Here is a 16,082-nt window from a genome sequence, read left to right as displayed (position 1 = left end):
GTTCTGGTCCGCTTCGCGGCACGGCCGCGTTGAACGAGAGCACGGTCATCAGGGGCATCCGTACGCGGCTGAAGATGCCCGTTGCGCACGACTACGCCGAGTGGAGCAAGCTGCGCGCGGACAGCCGGCATTTCCTGAAGCCCTGGGAGCCGACGTGGCCGCGCGACGACCTCACGCGCATGGCCTACCGCCGGCGCCTGCGCCGCTATCACCGCGAGATCCGTGCCGATGAGGGCTACGCGCTCTTCGTGTTCGACGAGGCGACGAGCTGCCTCGCCGGCGGGATGACGCTCGCGCACGTCAAGCGCGGCGTCACGCAGTCCTGCTCGCTCGGCTACTGGATGGGCGAGCGCTTCGCGGGGCAGGGCATCATGGGCGACGCCGTTCGTGCCATCATCCCCTTTTGCTTCGACACTCTGGGCCTCAACCGGATCGAGGCGGCCACCTTGCCCCACAACGAGCGCTCCATCCGCCTCCTGAAGCGCGTCGGCTTCACGGAAGAGGGCTACGCGCGGAGGTTCCTGTGCATCAACGGGGCGTGGCGCGACCACGTTCTCTTCGGCCTCGTCAACGGGGACACCATCGACCCCACACGAGACACCGAGCGATGATGCGCTGGCTTCTCGCCGCATTGATGACCCTCGTGAGCGTCAATGCCCATGCCGTCGAGGCCGTCCCCGTCAGCAACAACGCGCCGGTCACGGACCTGCGTCCGTTCGCCGAGATCTACCTCGACGAGCCCGACCGCCTGCAGGTCTCCACCGCGCCCGACATCAACGGCGTGGTGCAGCGCATCGAGGTGACGCCGACCCACGAGGGCACGCGCCACTGGGCGGTCATCGGCCTGCAGAACCCCGGAGACGAGCAGCTCGACCGCCTTCTGGTCGCGCAGCACCATCGCCTCGCGGGCTCGGGCGTCGTCCATCCGGACCTCGGCTCGGTGCGCATCGTCGGCATCACGCCGTCGGAGGGCTTCCCGCCGCAGCGCGTCCCGTCGACCGAGGCGGACGTCTTCCTCATCACCCTCGACCCCGGCGCGACGGTGACGTTCGTGCTGGAGCTCGGCGACGACAACCTCCCCATGCTGCGCCTGTGGGAGCCCAACGCCTACCGCGACAGCCAGAACGCCTACACGCTGTTCAAGGGCATCATCGTCGGCATCGCCGGCCTGATGGCGCTGTTCTTCCTGGCGATGTTCGTCATCAAGGGCACGATGATGTTCGCCGCCTCGGCGGTCCTCGCCTGGGTGGGCTTCGGCTATGTCCTGATCGACTTCGCCTTCCTCGCCGACATCGTCGCGACCCGTCTCGCCTCGGAGACGGCGTTGCGGGCCTTCAGCGAGGCGATGCTCGTCATATCCCTCGCGGCCTTCGTGCTCTCCTACCTGCAGATCGCCCGATGGCGGCTCCGGCAGACGAGCCTCCTCCTGGCGTTCCTGCCGCTGACGGCCGTCGCCGGCTGGCTCTCCTTCCAGACGCCGGAGCTCGTCGCGCAGATCTCGCGTCAGGCGCTGCCGGTCGTCGCCCTGCTCGGCCTGTTCTCGATCATCGTCGCCGCGATCCGCGGCAACGAGCGCGCGGTGATGATCCTGCCGACGTGGGTGCTGCTGATCGGGTGGATCGTCGCCGCCGGTCTCACCGTGGTCGGCGACATCAGCAACGACTTCGTGCAGCCGGCGCTCAACGGCGGCCTCGTCCTGCTGGTGCTCCTCATCGGCTTCACGGTGATGCAGCACGCCTTCGCCGGGACCACCATCGCCCCCGCGCTCGCCAAGAACGTCGAGCGCGACGTGCTGGCCCTCGCCGGCGCCGGCGACATCGTCTGGGACTGGGACCTGCAGCGTGACCACATCACCTGCGGCGCCGAGGCGGAGCGGCTGCTCGGCCTCGACCGCGGCGCCCTCCAGGGGCCGCCGCAGGACTGGTTCCCGGCGCTCCACCCTCAGGACCGCGACCGCTTCCGCGCCGTCCTCGAAGCGACGACCGAACGCCGCCGCGGACGCATCAACGACCTCTTCCGCTTCCGCGGCCAGGACGGGCACTTCCGCTGGTTCCGCCTGCGCGCGCGGCCGGTGATCGGCACCGACGGCGAGATCATCCGCTGCGTCGGCACGCTCACCGACCAGACCGAGGCGAAGACCGTCGAGGAGCGACTGCTGCACGACAGCGTCTACGACAACCTGACCGGCCTGCCGAACCAGGCGCTGTTCCTCGACCGCATCGAGATGGCGCGGGCCTGGTCCAACGAGCAGACCGCGCAGCGCCTCTTCGTGTGCGTCGTCAACCCGGACAACTTCGCCGAGATCAACGACCAGTACGGCCAGTCGGTCGGCGATTCGGTGCTCCTCACCATGGCCCGCCGGCTCGGCCGCATCCTGCGCCGGCACGACAGCGTGGCGCGGCTCTCGGGCGATTCGTTCGGCCTCCTCGTCTACTCCGACCCCAACAAGCTGGAGGAGCTCTCCGAGCGGGTGCGGCAGGCGATGGGCGCGCCGATCCCGTTCGCGGACGAGGAGATCGTCGTCATCTGCTCGCTCGGCATCGCCGGCATCGACCTCAAGGCCGAGAACGCAGCCGAGATCCTCGACAATGCCGAGCTCGCGCTCCGCCGCGCCAAGCGGCAGGGCGGCGACCGCGCCGAGGTGTTCGACCCGCTGATGCGGCGCCTCAACATGTCCGGCCGCTCGCTCGCGCGCGATCTCAAGCGCGCCATCGCCGAGGACAGGGTCAAGCTGCAGTTCCGCCCGGTGCAGGACTTCGAGAGCGGCAAGGTCACCGGCTACGAGGCGGTTCCGACCTGGCAGCACCCGCTGCAGGGCCCGCTCTCCTGGAGCGAGCTGCTCGAGGTCGCCTCGCACGAGAACATGGCGCTGCAGATGGCGCTCGCGACGCTCGACCGCTGCGCGCAGACGCTCGGCGAGTGGCGCTCGTCCGGCAACCCGCTCACCCTGATGGTGACGCTGCCGATCGCCGAGGCCTTCCGCTCCGAGCTGGTGGGCGACATCAAGACCATCATCGCCCGCGCGCGCCTCGAGCCGGGGACGCTGCAGATCGGCGTGCCGGAGCGCATCGTCACCGACAACCCGGAGTTCTGCGTCCAGCTCGTCACGCGGCTGCGCGACGTGGGCGCCTCGGTCTGGCTGGTGGACTTCGCCCGCCGCACGAGCGCGCCGACGGTCCTGTCGCGCCTCTCCATCGACGGCGTGCGCTTCGACGAGGGCCTGACGGCCCATGTCGGCGAGCGTCCGCGCACGGACAAGCTGGCCGAGGCGATGTTCGGAGTCGCCGGCGCGCTCGGCGCCAAGGTCATGGTCGCGGGGGTGGAGACGGACGCCCAGGCGGCTAAGCTGAAGGCCTTGGGGGCCAACTTCGGCGTGGGTCCGGCGTTCGGCCGGGCGGTGACGTCCCTCGGCAAATCCAAGAAACTACAAACACAACAAGCGGCGGAATAGGAAACATGCGTCACGGCGGTCAGCTTCTGGTCGAACAGCTCAAGATCGAAGGCGTCGACCGCGTCTTCCAGGTGCCGGGCGAGAGCTTCCTCGCCGCGCTCGACGGCCTGCACGAGTCGGGAGTCGACGTGATCGGCTGCCGCCAGGAAGGCGGCGCGACGATGATGGCCGAGGCCGACGGCAAGCTGACCGGCCGGCCCGGGATCGCCTTCGTGACGCGCGGCCCCGGCGCGACCAACGGCTCCTCCGGCGTCCACGTGGCGATGCAGGATTCGACGCCGATGGTCCTCTTCATCGGCCAGGTCGGCGCCGACATGGTCGACCGTGAGGCCTTCCAGGAGGTCGACTACCGGCAGATGTTCGGCCCGCTCGCGAAGTGGGCGGCGCAGATCGACTCGGTCGACCGCATCCCCGAATACGTCAGCCACGCCTTCCACACGGCGATGTCCGGCCGCCCCGGCCCGGTCGTGCTGGCGCTGCCGGAGACGATGCTCTCCTCCACGTCGAGCAGCCCGTCCGCGCCGGCCTCCAACCCGGCGATGGCCGAGGCGAGCCCGGCGATGGTCGAGCGCACGATCGCGATGCTGAGCAAGGCGGAGCGTCCGCTCGTCATCGTCGGCGGCCCGGGCTGGTCGTCGGAGACGTGCGCGGCGCTGAAGGCGTTCGCCGAGGCGTCGGACATCCCCGTCGCGACCTCGCTGCGCTGCCAGGACTACATCGACTCGCGCACGCCGCAGTGCGTCGGCGACATGGGCGTCGCCATAGCGCCGGGCCTCAAGAAGGTGGTGCTGGACGCCGACGTCGTGCTCGTCGTGGGCGCGCGCCTCGGCGAGATGACGACCCAGGGCTACACCCTCTTCGAGGTGCCGGAGCCCAGCCAGACGCTGATCCACGTCTACCCGACGGGCGACGAGATCGGCCGCGTCTACCGTCCCGACCTCGGCATCGTCTCGACGCCGACGCCGTTCTTCAAGGCGCTCGCCGCCGCATGGCCGAAGGGCGGCACCGCACGGTGGGCGAAGTGGCGCAAGGACGCGCGCGAGGCCTACGAGGCCTGGTCCACCCCGAAGGAGACGCCCGGCGCGGTGAAGATGGAGGAGGTGGTCTCGCACCTCTCGCGCACGCTCGGCGACAACGCGATCATCACCAACGGCGCCGGCAACTACTCCGGCTGGGTGCACCGCTACTACCGCTTCCGCGGCTGGCGCTCGCAGCTCGCCCCGACGTCCGGCTCGATGGGCTACGGCCTTCCCGCGGCGGTGGCGGCGAAGCTGCGCCATCCGAAGGAGACGGTGGTCTGCTTCGCCGGCGACGGCTGCTTCCAGATGACCTGCCAGGAGTTCGGCACGGCGGCGCAGTACGGCGCGGGGCTGATCACCATCGTGGCGGACAACGGCATGTACGGCACGATCCGCATGCACCAGGAGCGCGAGTACCCGGGGCGCCCCTCCGGCACGAAGCTGGTCAACCCGAACTTCGCCAAGCTCGCCGAGAGCTACGGCGGCTTCGGCGCGACGGTGCGCGAGACGTCCGAGTTCGCCGACGCGTTCGACGCGGCGGTGGCGTCGGGCCTGCCGTCGATCATCCACCTGCACATGGACCCCGAGGCGCTCTCCACCGGCCTGCGCCTGTCGTCCTTCGCCACGGCGTAGACGTGCCTCCGCGAGGGCCGCGGCCCGGGGGCTCCCGGGCGCGGCCGGAGGTGCTGGCGGCGGCGTTCCAGACCGCCGTCGCGCGGTCCGACTGGGCGGCGGCCGTCGCCGCGCTGGACGGGCTGATCGCGCTCGCCCCGTCCGCCTCGCTCTCCTACAACAAGGCGGTCGCGCTGCGCCGGGCCGGCCGTGCCGTCGAGGCGGCCGAGGCCGCGCGCACCGCGCTCGCCCAGGACCCCGCCCACGGCAACGCCCTCTTCGAGCTGGGGGCCGCGCTGATGGACGCCGGCGACCGCCCGGGCGCCACGGACGCCTTCCGCCGCGTCCTCGCGAGGCACCCCGGCGACGCCGACGCGCGGACCAACCTCGCCGCGCTCCAGGTCGCGGCGGGCGAACCGAGCGAGGCGCTCGCGGTCCTCGGCGACGTCGGCGGCGCCGAGGCGGAGCAGACCCGCGCGGCGGCATGGCGCGACCTCGGCGACCTCGACGCGGCCGACCGCCACATGGCGGCACTCCCCGCCGCGACGGCGCTGAAGATCGCGACGCAGGGCGCCACGGGCCGCATCCCGCTCGATGTCCGCCGCTGGCGGCCCGGGCAGGGCGTGCCGTAGGCCGGATCGCAGGCGGCCCGGGACGGGGAGCCGCAGGTCCCGTCCGCAGGCGGCCCCTCCCGACGCGTCACCCAAATCCTCCGGCGTCCCCGCCGTTGCGCCGGACCATCGCCCCTTGCCGGGCGTTGCGGCGGTCGCGTGCCGGCGGTGGTTACCCTCGGCGGGTCCGCCGGTAGTGGCCCGGCTCGGACTGGATCCTGTCTTCAAGGTCGATGTGCCGGGCAAGCTCGCCGTCGTCCATCTCGGCGATGTCGAGGTCCAGCGGCTCGAGGGGGATCGGGACGGCCTGCGCCACCGGGGTTCCCCGGGGGACCGTGACGTTCACGGCGTGGTCGGTCCAGAGGGCGGGGAAGTGGACGAACCCGTCGTCGAACCGCTCGACGACGCCCCAGAGGGTGCGGAACGGCAGGTCCTCCCGGTTGTAGGGGTGCCCGACCAGCAGCCCGAATCCCTCCGGCAGCGACACCGTCCAGTGGTTGGTGAACTTGACGATGAAGTGGTGCGGGTCGGCGAACGGCGCGCCGGTCGCCTGCTCGGGCACGTGGACGCCGATCGGCGCGCGGGAGAGGCGGGCCACCGGGTGGACCGGCAGCCCGCTGTTCCAGGAGAAGGTTCCGTCCTTCAGCGTGAGGTCGGCGGCGAGGCGGAAGATGAGCCCCGTCTGCATCGCCTCCACGAAGGGCAGGCACTGCTTGACCGTGCGGACCTGGGCGCCGAGCACCGTGCTCTCGGCGCTCGGCGGCATGGTGCGCAGCCATTCGGGGAGGGACCGGCGGGCGAGGACCGGCTCGGGAACGTGCCCGGCGTAGCCCGGAAGGCAGCGCAGGCGGATCTTCAACGGGCCGTCCGCGTCCGCAGCAGCGCCCAGGTGGCGGCGGCGATGACGGTGATGGTGATGAAGATGACCCCGACGGCGTTGATGATCGGCGACAGGCCGAAGCGCATGCGTGAGCCGATCTCGGTGACGAGCGTCCAGTCCGGTCCGATGGCGAAGAATGTGGTGTTGTAGTTCTCGATCGACTGCAGCAGGGCGATGAGCGCCGCGGTCCCGATGGTGGGCATCAGGAACGGCAGGGTGATGCGCCGGAAGGTGAAGAAGGGCGAGGCGCCGAGGTCGGCCGCCGCCTCCTCCAGCGTGCGGTCCTGGCGGGAGAGGCGCGCCATGAACATCAGCAGCACGTAGGAGGAGATGAAGGACGCCTGCGCGACCATCGCCGTGAACAGCCCCGCCTGGACGCCGAAGAGATCGCGCCAGAAGATCATCGTGGTGATGCCGAGGATGATGCCGGGGGTGAGCATCGGCGAGACGAGGATGGCGTAGAGCACGCCCGTCGCCCTCGAGGAGAGGCGGGACAGGACAAGGGCGCCCGAAAGGCCCAGCGGAATGGCGATGGCAAGGACACCCGCGGCCACCATGAGCGAGTTCCAGAGACCCTGCATCATACGCGCGTCTTGCGGCAGTTCGATGAACCACCTGAGCGTGAACCCGCGCCACTCGGTGATCGAGGGCGTCGGGTAGTCGTTGAAGGCCGCGCCGACCATGATGAGGAGCGGCGCGAACATGAACGCGAAGAAGACGAGGAGGTAGGCCCCGAGCACGGCGTCGGACCAGTCGCGCCGGCGGCGCTGGCCCCGGGCGGCCACTATGGCGGGACCGTCGACGGCGGTCATCTGCGCCCTCCCTCTCGGCGGCTCATTTGGCGATGTCCCGGATGGAGACGCGGAAGAGGCGCATGACGAGCATCACGAAGATGACGCAGGCGAGGAGGAGCATCAGCGAGTAGGCCGAGCCCTGGTTCCAGTTCGCGCTCTCGAAGAAGCGGCGGTAGATCACCTGGCTGAACCAGTCGGGGTGGAGGCCGCGGCCGACGATCTCGGGCGCGGCGATGGTGCCCGCCGACAGCATGAACACCATGATGGCGCCGACCGCGATCCCCGGCTTGGCGTGGGGGATGACGATGCGGGTGTGCAGCTTGAAGGTCGAGGCGCCGAGGTCGCGCGCCGCGTCGATCTGGTTCCGGTCGAGCGTGTCGAGCGTGTTGTAGAGCGGAAAGACCATGAAGAGCACGTACGCGTAGATCATCACGGTGAAGACCGCCCAGTTGGAGGCGACCCAGCGCGGCCCGCCCCCGTCCGGGAACACGCCGAGGGCGGTGAGGAGGGAGTTCAGTACCCCCTCGCGCTCCAGGATCATGACCCAGGCGAAGATCCGCAGCAGCTCGTTGATGGTGTAGGGGATGACGAGGCCGAGGAGGAGCAGCGCCGTCTTCCCGCCGCTCCTCGACATCGCCACCGCGAACGCGACCGGATAGCAGACCACGAACGCGATCACCGTGACGAGCGTCGCGTAGAAGAGGGTCGAGAGGAAGATCCTGAGGTGCACCTCGCTCATCGTGGTGAAGTTGCGGACCGAGTAGTGCGGCGCGGCGGCCTTCTCCTCGGCGAGGCGGTCGCGCTCGGTCTCGAGCTCGGCCAGCCGGGCCTCGAGCGCGGCCTTCCGCTCCCCGAGCGCGGCGATCCTCGCCTCGACGTCCTGGCCCGTGTCCGCCGCCGGAGCGCCTCCGGGCGAGGGCAGCGCCGCCGACGGGATCGTCACCGACGGGACGGCGGGTGTCGCGGGTCCGGCGGACGGGCCGCTGGCGTTGGGGACCGCTACGGACGGGACCGATGGGCGCGGCGTCGACGGGCCGCTCACCGAGGGGACGCCGACCGTGGGGACGCCGACAGTCGGGGAGGGCGCTGCCCCGGCGCTTCCGCCCGCGTCGCGCTGGCGTTCCAGCACGCGGATGTCGAGCGCGACGGTGGCGATGTCGCGGGTCAGGCGGTTGAGGCGGGTGTTGGCGACCGTGAGGTCGTCGCTGTTGTCGATGTAGACGAAGGCGCGCTCGAGCATGGTGAGCTGCGGCACGACGATCATCCCGGCGATCCAGGCGACGGTGACCACCAGGAACAGCGTGCCGAGCGGCCAGCCGAAGGCGCGCAGGTAGGCGCCCATCAGGCCGCCTCGCCGGTGCGGGCCGCCTCGGCGGTGGCGATCGCCTCGGCGTCCGGCGGCATGACGATCGCGTCCTCCGGCGCGAAGCCGATCCGCATCGCGCCCGCCATCGGCGCCCTGCCGACGTTGGGCATCTGCACGGAGACGAGCTGGTCGCCCGCGGAGAGGACGAGCTGCACGAACGGACCCTCGAGGTCCCGCCGTTCCAGCGTCGCGCCGAATGAGTTCCGCGCCTCGCCGTCCAGCACCATGCGCTCGGGCCGCACCATCAGCATGGCGGCGTCGCCCTCGTTCAGCCCCAGCGTGTTGCGGCCGAGGAACTCGCCGAGCGGGGTCGCGACGGCGGCCATGCCGTCGGCGACGCGGGTGATCCGGCCGGAAAGGACGTTCTGCTCGCCCACGAAGGTCGCGACGAAGGGGGTCTCGGGCCGGTCGTAGACCTCGTCGGCGGGGCCGACCTGCTCGATGCGGCCGGCGTGCATCACGGCGATGCGGTCCGACATCGCCAGCGCCTCGCCCTGGTCGTGGGTGATGTAGATGAAGGTGACGCCGGTCGCCCGCTGGATCGCCTTCAGCTCGGTGCGCATGTGCTGGCGCAGCTTGAGGTCCAGTGCGGAGAGAGGCTCATCGAGGCAGAGCACCGCCGGCTCCACCGCGAGGGCGCGGGCGATGGCGACGCGCTGTCGCTGCCCGCCCGACAGCTCCGTCGGGCGCTTGTCCGCATGGCCGGTGAGGGCGACGAGCTCGAGCAGCTCGTCGGCGCGCTTGCGCCGCACGGCTTTGGGCACTCCGCGCGCCTCCAGCCCGAAGGCGACGTTCTCCCACACCTTCATCAACGGGAAGAGGGCGAGGTTCTGGAAGATCATCGCGGTGGGGCGGCGGTTGGCCGAGAGGTGGTTGACCGTCTCGCCGCCGATGGCGACGCGCCCGCCGGAGGGGGTCAGGAAGCCGGAGACGATCCGCAGGAGCGTGGTCTTGCCGCAGCCCGACGGGCCGAGGATCGAGAAGAACTCCCCGGCGCGGATGGTGACGTCCGTCTCGGCGACGGCGGTGAAGTCGCCGAAGCGCATGGAGACACCGGTCAGCTCGACGCTCTGTCCGCGCATGGTGTGGGATCCTTCGCTGCCGGTGGGGGGAAGCCGGGGGGCGGCCCGGCGACGCGGCGGCCCGTCCCGCGACGGGCCGCCGGTGCGGGGCGTTACGCCGCGTTGGTGATGCGGTCGACGTACTCCTGCACGCCCGCCGCGAAGAACGGCGTGTCCGACTGCCACCACCACAGGTTCGCGAGGTTCTCCGTGTTGTAGATCTCGTTGAACTGCTTGGCGTACTCCTCGCCGGCATAGAGTGCGGCGCCGTCGACGCACGAGTTGTAGCCGGTGTTGGACGCGAACATCCCGCCCATCTTCGGCGTCAGCAGCGCGTTGATGAAGGCGTACGCCTGGTCGACGTTCTCGGCGCCGGCGGGAATGCCCATGGAGTCCATCCAGGTGAGGCCGCCTTCCTTGGGCATGCGGTACTTGTACTTCGCATCGTCGCGGTTCAGCAGGATGCCGGTCGTGTCCCACGTCTGGCCGATGGTGCAGCCGGCCTGCTGGAAGGCGTTCGTCGCCTCGGTGGCGTTGTTCCAGAAGGCGCCGAAGTTCGCCTTGTGGTCGATGATGAAGGTGGTCACGGCCTCGAAGATGCGGCGCATGTCCTCCTCGGTCTTGTAGGCGTCGTACATGCGGTTCGACTCGAGGTCGCCGTTGGCCGTCAGGTAGAGGCCGGTGCCCATGAGGACCGACTTCTGGCGGAACGCGGCGGCACCCGTGGCCTCCGGCGCCCAGAGCGAACCGTAGGAGACGTCGGCGTCGGCAAGGTCCATGGCGGACGAATCGAATGTGATCGCCTCGGTGCCCCAGTCGAACGGGATCGCCACGCGCTTGCCGAGCTGCACGCCGCCGAGCTGGATGGAATCGCGGTACATCGACGGGATGATCGCCGAGACGTTCGCGCGGCTCTCGTCGATCTCCTGCAGCAGCAGGTCGCCGTTGTCGACGTAGTTGGCGACGTTGGTGATCGACGGGAAGATCACGTCGAAGCCCTTGCCGCCGGAGGCCTTCAGCTTCTGCGTCGCCTCGTCGTTGGAGCCGTAGGTCGAGAGGTTCACCTTGATGCCGGTCTCGCCCTCGAACGCATCGATCATGTTCTGCTGGATGTAGTCGCCCCAGGCGAACACGTTCACCGTGCCGGACGACTGGCCGAACGCCGGTCCACGCAGGACGGCGGGCGCTGCGAGCAGCGTCGAGGCTGCCGCCGACGACTTCAGGACGACGCGACGCGAAATGGACATGGGGGACTCCGTGATGGTTTGCGGCCAGCTAACGCCGCTTGGTGTCCAATAGGTTTAAGTACCATGAAGCTCTTATGACATTTGCCTCAACCCCTGCGACCGGCGATGGCCGACAGACCGCTGGCGGCGGTGTCATGTGTGTGCCATCGAGGGGCCGTATCCGGGGCGGATGCGAGGGAGATCTGGGATGCCGAGCGGTCTGGACGCGTTCACGTCGGAGGGACGGTTTTTTCGGGGGAACGTGCACACGCACTCGACCCGGTCGGACGGCGTGCGCGACCCGTCGGACGTCTGCGCCTTCTACCGCGAGGCGGGGTACGACTTCCTGTGCCTGTCGGATCATTTCCTGAGCCGCTTCGGTTTCCCGATCACCGACACGCGGGGGGAGCGGACGAACCGCTTCACGACGCTGCTGGGGGCGGAGGTTCACGCGCCGGCCAACTCGCACGGCGACATCTGGCACGTCCTGGCGGTGGGCCTGCCGGAGGACTTCGCCCCGACGGCGCCGGAGGAGACCGGCGTGGCCCTGGCCGCGCGCTGCCATGCCGCCGGTGCGTTCGTCGGGATCGCCCATCCGCAATGGTCGTCGCTGACGATCGAGGACGGGCGGGCGATGGCCGGGCATGCCCATGCCGTCGAGATCTACAACACCTCCTCGGCGCTGGAGACGGGGCGCGGCGACGGCGTGTCGTTCTGGGACGCGCTGATCAACGAGGGGTACCGGCACCTCTCGGGCTACGCGACCGACGATGCGCACTTCAAGGTCGCCGACCACGGCCACGCGTGGATGATGGTGAAGGCGCCCGCCAACGAGCCGGAGGCGCTGCTGGCGGCGATGAAGGCGGGGCACTACTACGCCAGCACCGGCCCGGTGATCCACGCGCTGTCGATCGAGGACGGGGAGGCGGTCGTGGAGACCTCGGAGGTCGGCCACATCGCCGCCGTCGGCCGCGGGTGTCGCGGCGTGACGGTGAGTTCGCCCCGGCACGGCGGCATGGTCACGCGGGCGCGGCTCCCCTTGCGCGCGTTCGCCGGCGACTGGGTCCGCATCGTCGCGGTCGGTCACGACGGGCGCACCGCCTGGACCAACCCGGTCTACCTGTAGGCGCCGGCCTGCGACTGCGGGTAGAGAGGGAACGCTCTGGTAGCGCCTTGCTTTCGTCCTATATCCAGACAAACGGAGGGTCGAATGAGCTCACTTGAGCGACGGTTTGGTGCGACGGAGAGAGTGTTGGGCGGTTCGCCCGTCGGCGTATTGATCCGCCTCGTCGTGATGTCGTTCGTCGTCGGTCTCATCCTGACGATGCTCGACATCAATCCGAACGACATCATCAACTGGGTCGATCAGCGGTTCCGCGCGCTGACCAACCTCGGCTTTGAATCGGTCTCGCAGTTCTTCAACATCATGATCGTCGGTGCGGTGATCGTCGTGCCGATCTGGCTGTTCGCACGGGTGATCCGCATCCTGTCGAAATGATGGCCGGAACGGCGCGTCAGGCGATGATCGGCAGGCGCGCCCGTTCCAGCAACGTGTAGGCGTCGATCGCCTCGCCGGTGACGCGGCGGCGCAGCTCGGTGCCGGTGGCGTCCCGCTTGGGGCTGGCACCGACGGCGTTGCGGATGTGCCAGCCGAGCGACATGTTCAGAAGGATCTTCCCCGGCAGGTTCGGGGCGTAGGCGTCCCCGCCGATCGCGCGTTCGTAGGCCGCGCGCATGCGCGGGGCGGAGACGGCCGTGCGGAAGACGGTGAGGATGAAGTCCTCGTCGAACCGCCCCTCGTCCCGGACGCGCAGGGCGAGGAGGATGAACGAGGCGATGAGGTCGGCGTGGTCGATCTCGGTGCCGCGGATGGGGCGCTCGTGCCGGGTGATCAGCTCGGTCAGGTAGGCGTCGAGGCTCATGCCGAGATCGCCGGTGTCGTTGGTGAGGGCCACGATGACGGCGGAGTCGAGATGCAGCGTGATCGGAACGGCAGCGACCATACGGTTTCCTCCTCTGGTTGAGGAAACCTACGACAAGCGGGCCGAAGATGCAACCTGAAGTATATACTTTCAGTCCGGCTGGAAAGGCGGGACGGCGCGAAACTGCCTGAACCTGCGGGATCCTGCCCGTCGCTCACGCAGTGGATTTCGCCGTAAGCGTGTGGGGCGGTCCGGCGACGCCCGGCCACACTTCCGGACATGCCAATGAAAACGGCCGCATGCGCGGAGCATGCGGCCGTCGTCCGATCATGGCGCCCGCCCGGGTCCGGCCCGGGGCGGAGGTGCGATTTAGCGCGGGGCGGTCGGAGCCAGCACCATCACCATCTGGCGACCCTCGAGCTTCGGCTCGGCTTCGACCTTGGCGATTTCCGCCGTGTCGATCCGGACCTTGTTCAGGAGTTCCATGCCCAGGTTCTGGTGGGCCATTTCGCGGCCGCGGAAGCGCAGGGTGACCTTCACCTTGTCGCCTTCGTCGAAGAATTTCTTGATGGCCTTCATCTTCACGTCGTAGTCGTGCGTGTCGATGTTCGGGCGCATCTTGATCTCTTTGACCTCGAAGGTCTTCTGCTTTTTGCGCGCCTCAGCCGCCTTCTTCTGAGACTGGAACTTGAAGCGGCCGTAGTCCAGGATCTTGCAGACCGGAGGATCGGCGTTCGGTGCGACCTCGACGAGGTCGAGCCCGGCGTCCTCGGCGAGCTGGATCGCTTCGTCGATGGACACGATGCCGCGATTTGCTCCGTCATCGTCCACGAGCTGGACGCGGGGCACGCGGATGTCACGGTTGGTCCTCGGACCTTGCTTCAGTACCGGAGCGGGGGCGCGGTGTGGTCGACGAATGGTGGTGTCTCCAAAAATCGTTTGTCGGATGACGCTCGAGGACCTGGTTCCGTTCCCCGATGGCAAGCGTCACCCCCTAATATAGCGTGGTTTTCCCATTCTCCAAAAGGTCATCGTAGATCGCGAGAGTCTTTTGCGTCATCGACGCCAGTGAAAAGTGGGTGAAGGCGTGCGCCCGGCCGCGCGCGCCGATCTCCGCCAGCGTGTCGTCGCCGGCCTGAAGCGCCTGGAGGAGGGCGTCGGCGAGGGGCTCCGCCTCGCCGGGTTTCACCCGCCAGCCGGTCCGCGCGGCCTCGCTCACCTCCGGCGGCGCCAGCACCGTCTCGCGCACCGCGCCGAGGTCCGAGACGATCACCGGCAGCCCCGCCGCCTGCGCCTCCACCGCCGCGCGCCCGAACGCCTCCGGCTCGATCGACGGCTGGACCGCGATCGCCGAGGCCGCCAGCGCGCCGGGCACGTCGCTCACGTGCCCGGCGATCCGCACCCGCCGGCCGAGCTCGAGCGCGCCGATGGTCTCCTCGAGCTCGCGGCGATAGTCCGACCGCCCCTGGTCGTCGCCCGCCAGGACGCACACCCAGCCCGACGGCAGCCGTTCGCGCACCATGCCGAGCGCCTCGATGAGCACGAGCTGTCCCTTCCAGGGCGTCAGCCGCGCGACGTTGATGAGGACCCGCTCGCCACTCTCGACGCCCCAGCTCCGGCGCAGCGCCTCGGCGCGGTTGCCGACCGGCCGCTCGAACGCCGACAGGTCGATGCCCCTGTGGATCGTCACGATCCGCTCCCGCGCGAACGGGTGGCGCGCGGCGATCAGCCCGGCGGTGAAGGCCGAGTTGGCGATGACGGCGTCGCCGCGCGCCATCACCGAGTTGTAGAGGTTCTTCAGGTAGGACGCCTCCTTGTAGGCGCCGTGGTAGGTGGTCACGAACGGCCTGCGGGTCCACTTCGCCGCCCACAGCGAGGACCATGCCGGCGCCCGCGAGCGGGCGTGGATGACGTCGACGCCCTCGCGCTCCATCAGCTCGGCGAGGCGCTTGGCGTTGCGCCGCATCGCGAACGGCTGCTTGGTGGAGACGGGCATCGTGACGTGCTCGGCCCCCATCGCCTCGAGCTCGGGCAGCATCCGCCCGCCCTCGGAGACGACGATCGCCCTGTCCCCGCGCTTCACCAGCGCGTCGGCGATGTCGAGCGTCGTGCGCTCGGCGCCCCCGGTCTCGAGCTGGGGAATCACTTGCAGGATCGTCATCGGCCGCGCAGTCATGAACTCCCCTTCGTCGTGGCGGCCGTACAATGGCCGCCTCCGTTCTCTCTTAGCAAAGAAGCTCCTACGCATGATGGACAAGGCAACCCGGATCTCAATGGGCGCCGACGAGCTCGCCGTGGAGATCACCGAAGGCGATGGCCCCACCTTTCTGTGGCTGAGCGGCTTCCGGTCCGACATGACCGGCGGCAAGGCCGTGCGCCTCGCCGAGTGGGGGAGGGCCACCGGCCGGCGCGTGGTGCGGTTCGACTATCGCGGCCACGGCGCCTCGAGCGGCACGTTCGAGAACTACGCGCTGTCGGACTGGCTCGCCGATGCGCAGCGTGTCGCCGACGAGTTCTGCCCCGGGCCGACGGTGGCCGTCGGCTCCTCCATGGGCGGGTGGATCGCCCTGCTCCTCGCCCGGATCCGCCGCGCGGCCGGCAACCCGCTCGCCGGCCTCGTCCTTCTCGCCCCGGCCGCCGACTTCACCGAGCGGCTGATGTGGCCGGCCCTCGGCGACGAGCAGAAGGAGACGTTGCTGCGCGAGGGGATCCTCCACCTTCCGTCCGAGTACGGCGACCCGACCCCGGTGACGCGGCGGCTCTTCGAGGACGGGCGGCAGCACCTCCTCTACACCGACGCGCCGATCGAGACCGGGTGCCCGGTGCACATCCTGCAGGGCGTGCGCGACCCGGACGTGCCGTACCGGCACGCGCTTCAGCTCGTCGACCGCCTCGCCCACGACGACGTCGTCGTCACGCTGATCAAGGACGGCGACCACCGCCTGTCGCGGGAGGAGGATCTGGTGCGCCTTATCGCCGCAGTCGAGGGCATGGTCGGATAACCAAAAATCAAGGTGAAACGCATTGTTTTTCCCAATCGAAGCCGCGCCGGCAACGTTCGGAAAGACACGCTGCAGAGGCGGGACGATGTCCGGTCACAAGGCCGAAAATGGCCCTCTGCCGCGACTTCGGATCATCAC

The 16,082-nt window shown here is 69.6% G+C and carries 15 protein-coding genes; 7 read left to right on the top strand and 8 right to left on the bottom strand.

The genetic code is table 11. From position 1 onward, the window contains the following. Nucleotides 1–29: 29 nt before the first annotated feature. The 4 genes from DLJ53_RS23620 to DLJ53_RS23605 are packed head-to-tail and all read left to right on the top strand — an operon-like array spanning nt 30 to nt 5,714. Nucleotides 30–611, top strand: a complete 582-nt coding sequence (locus DLJ53_RS23620) for a GNAT family N-acetyltransferase (protein ID WP_319005098.1) — start codon at nt 30–32, stop codon at nt 609–611. Beyond that, nucleotides 608–3,451, top strand: coding sequence for an EAL domain-containing protein (locus DLJ53_RS23615; RefSeq protein WP_111349751.1), 2,844 nt, complete (start codon nt 608–610; stop codon nt 3,449–3,451). Before DLJ53_RS23620 ends, DLJ53_RS23615 begins: the two co-directional genes overlap by 4 nt. Nucleotides 3,452–3,456: 5 nt before the next feature. Then, a complete protein-coding gene (locus tag DLJ53_RS23610) occupies nt 3,457–5,103 on the top strand; it encodes a thiamine pyrophosphate-binding protein (RefSeq protein WP_111349749.1) in 1,647 nt (548 codons plus the stop codon). 50 nt (nt 5,104–5,153) lie between these two features. Continuing rightward, complete coding sequence (locus tag DLJ53_RS23605; RefSeq protein ID WP_111349747.1) at nt 5,154–5,714, top strand: tetratricopeptide repeat protein; 561 nt, start codon at nt 5,154–5,156, stop codon at nt 5,712–5,714. A gap of 151 nt (nt 5,715–5,865) precedes the next feature. On the opposite strand, the gene DLJ53_RS23600 is transcribed toward DLJ53_RS23605, so the two are convergent. The 5 genes from DLJ53_RS23600 to DLJ53_RS23580 form a co-directional block, all read right to left on the bottom strand. Then, a complete protein-coding gene (locus DLJ53_RS23600) occupies nt 5,866–6,552 on the bottom strand; it encodes a hypothetical protein (RefSeq protein WP_111349745.1) in 687 nt (228 codons plus the stop codon). Then, entirely contained in the window at nt 6,549–7,385 is an 837-nt protein-coding gene (locus DLJ53_RS23595; protein WP_111349743.1) for an ABC transporter permease, read from the bottom strand. Before DLJ53_RS23595 ends, DLJ53_RS23600 begins: the two co-directional genes overlap by 4 nt. 22 nt (nt 7,386–7,407) lie before the next feature. Further along, nucleotides 7,408–8,709: an ABC transporter permease subunit gene (locus DLJ53_RS23590; RefSeq protein ID WP_111349741.1), complete on the bottom strand. Its 1,302-nt coding sequence runs from the start codon at nt 8,707–8,709 to the stop codon at nt 7,408–7,410. Beyond that, the gene (locus DLJ53_RS23585) at nt 8,709–9,815 is read right to left on the bottom strand and encodes an ABC transporter ATP-binding protein (RefSeq protein WP_111349739.1); all 1,107 of its coding nucleotides are present in this window, start codon (nt 9,813–9,815) and stop codon (nt 8,709–8,711) included. Before DLJ53_RS23585 ends, DLJ53_RS23590 begins: the two co-directional genes overlap by 1 nt. Nucleotides 9,816–9,907: 92 nt before the next feature. Continuing rightward, the gene (locus DLJ53_RS23580; protein WP_111349737.1) at nt 9,908–11,041 is read right to left on the bottom strand and encodes an extracellular solute-binding protein; all 1,134 of its coding nucleotides are present in this window, start codon (nt 11,039–11,041) and stop codon (nt 9,908–9,910) included. Nucleotides 11,042–11,228: 187 nt separating this feature from the next. Here DLJ53_RS23580 and DLJ53_RS23575 point away from each other — a divergent pair, with 187 nt between their 5' ends. Next, nucleotides 11,229–12,146 carry a CehA/McbA family metallohydrolase gene (locus DLJ53_RS23575; protein WP_111349735.1) on the top strand — a complete coding sequence of 306 codons (918 nt, stop codon included), beginning with the start codon at nt 11,229–11,231 and terminating at the stop codon, nt 12,144–12,146. A 126-nt stretch (nt 12,147–12,272) separates the two neighbouring features. Beyond that, a complete protein-coding gene (locus DLJ53_RS23570; RefSeq protein WP_146620072.1) occupies nt 12,273–12,518 on the top strand; it encodes a DUF6460 domain-containing protein in 246 nt (81 codons plus the stop codon). Between the two features lie 16 nt (nt 12,519–12,534). On the opposite strand, the gene DLJ53_RS23565 is transcribed toward DLJ53_RS23570, so the two are convergent. The 3 genes from DLJ53_RS23565 to DLJ53_RS23555 form a co-directional block, all read right to left on the bottom strand. Then, nucleotides 12,535–13,023, bottom strand: coding sequence for a hypothetical protein (locus DLJ53_RS23565; RefSeq protein ID WP_111349731.1), 489 nt, complete (start codon nt 13,021–13,023; stop codon nt 12,535–12,537). A gap of 288 nt (nt 13,024–13,311) precedes the next feature. Continuing rightward, nucleotides 13,312–13,860, bottom strand: a complete 549-nt coding sequence (gene infC, locus DLJ53_RS23560; RefSeq protein ID WP_111349965.1) for a translation initiation factor IF-3 — start codon at nt 13,858–13,860, stop codon at nt 13,312–13,314. Between the two features lie 76 nt (nt 13,861–13,936). After that, entirely contained in the window at nt 13,937–15,118 is a 1,182-nt protein-coding gene (locus DLJ53_RS23555) for a glycosyltransferase family 4 protein (RefSeq protein ID WP_111349964.1), read from the bottom strand. 70 nt (nt 15,119–15,188) lie between these two features. On the opposite strand from DLJ53_RS23555, the gene DLJ53_RS23550 reads away from it, so the two are divergent. Beyond that, complete coding sequence (locus DLJ53_RS23550; protein ID WP_111349729.1) at nt 15,189–15,944, top strand: alpha/beta hydrolase; 756 nt, start codon at nt 15,189–15,191, stop codon at nt 15,942–15,944. The last annotated feature ends 138 nt before the right edge of the window (nt 15,945–16,082 follow it).

This window comes from Acuticoccus sediminis, from assembly GCF_003258595.1.
GTDB classification, from domain to species: Bacteria; Pseudomonadota; Alphaproteobacteria; order Rhizobiales; family Amorphaceae; genus Acuticoccus; species Acuticoccus sediminis.
This window is presented reverse-complemented; position numbering and strand designations above follow the sequence as displayed.